Here is a 1,668-nt window from a genome sequence, read left to right as displayed (position 1 = left end):
GTTGTCCAGGCTGCCTTTCGCGGCGGTATCCAGCTTCCACGCCCCACCCACCGGCGGGGTCAGCGCCTGCGCTTTGACCAGCCGAGGACGATAAGCGACTCCCTTACGCAACGCCAGCTGCGCCTCACCGGCCGGGCGTGCTGACACCACCTCTAACAGCGCCTGCTCACTGGCCGCACTGGCATCGGTATCGACCACGGTGATCCGGCCCGGATGCTCATTTTGCGCGCTGTGCAGCAGCGCCCACACCGCCGCGCCCACCACATCCGGTGACCGGTCAAACACACTGGTGGCCACCGCATGCCGGGTCACCACCACCAACTGCGAATCCACACTCTGCGGATCAGCCAACCACCGCTGCAACCCCGCCAACACCCGACCACTCACCTCATGCAACAACCCCACCGGATCACCCACAACACCATCGCGGTCATCGGGCAGCGCCAACACCCAAAACACGACATCGGGGTACGGCGCAACCAAACCAGCCAAACCAGCACAGCTCGGGCCGCCGCGCAAACTCACCGGCACCCCACCGGGATCCTCACCGACCACCGCCCACACCGGCACCACGCCCACCGCCGCCGAAACCGAGGCACCCTCAGGCACCGGCAACCAGTTCAGATCGAACAAACCCTCCCCACCCACGGAGGCGGCCGACGGCGCGGCAATATCCTCGGGCAGCTCCCGCAGGGTCAGCGAGTCGATGCTGATCACCGGCTCCCCCGCCGCATCCACACCCACCAACCCGACGGTGTCCGGCCCGGTCTGGGTCAACACCACCTGCAACCGAGTCGCCCCGCTGGCATACACACGAACCCCGCTCACCACAAACGGAACCCGCGGCCGGACCGCCCCTTCGCCATCCGCCTCCGACCACATGCCAACCAGGGCATGCAACGCAGCATCCAGCAACGCCGGATGCACCCCGAAACCCGCCACCTCAGTACCCGCGGGCAACTCCACCCACGCAGCCACCACACCCGCATCCAGCCGATCCTGGCTAACTCCGCGCAACGACCGGAACAGACCGCTGTAACGGTAACCACGATCAGCTAACCGCTCATAAAAGCCGTCGACGTCGATGGGCTGCACACCCACCGACCCAACCGGCCCACCCGGCACCAGATCCCGATCAACACCCACCACACCACTGGCATGTAACACCCACCCTTGACCACCGGCGCGATCCCCAACCCGGGCGTGCACACTAAACGACCGCCGCCCACCCTCATCGCCGGACCGCACCGTGATCTGCACATCCGTCGGCGCGTCCTCGACCAACACCAACGGCGACCGCAACACCAACTCCTCAATAACCGGGCACCCCACCACCTCACCGGCAGCCAACACCACCTCAACAAACCCCGTCGCCGGGAACACCAACCGCTCACCCACCACATGCCCCGCCAGCCAGCCCTGAGAAGCCATCGCCAACCGCCCGGTGACCACCACCTGATCCTGATCAGCCAACTCCGCCACCGCCCCCAACAACGGGTGCTCCACCTGAGCCAACCCGGCGGCACTGACATCAGCCGCCGCGGCCGGGGCCAGCCAATACCGGTGATGCTCAAAGGGATACGTCGGCAACCCCACCACCCGCCCCCGCGGATACAACTGCCGCCACGACGGGCTATGCCCACAGATATGCAACCGGCCCACCGCCGC

1 protein-coding gene is annotated in these 1,668 nt (G+C 66.8%); it reads right to left on the bottom strand.

Annotation, left to right across the window (positions count from 1 at the left end; translation table 11 throughout):
• A partial coding sequence (locus MSIMFI_RS27160) for a polyketide synthase dehydratase domain-containing protein (RefSeq protein ID WP_191500016.1) occupies positions 1-1,668 on the bottom strand: 1,668 nt, incomplete at both ends.

Origin of the sequence: Mycobacterium simulans, from assembly GCF_900232995.1 — a bacterium.
Classification (GTDB): Bacteria; Actinomycetota; Actinomycetes; order Mycobacteriales; family Mycobacteriaceae; genus Mycobacterium; species Mycobacterium simulans.
Note: the sequence above shows the minus strand (reverse complement) of the source record. Positions and strands in the feature narration are given on the sequence as shown.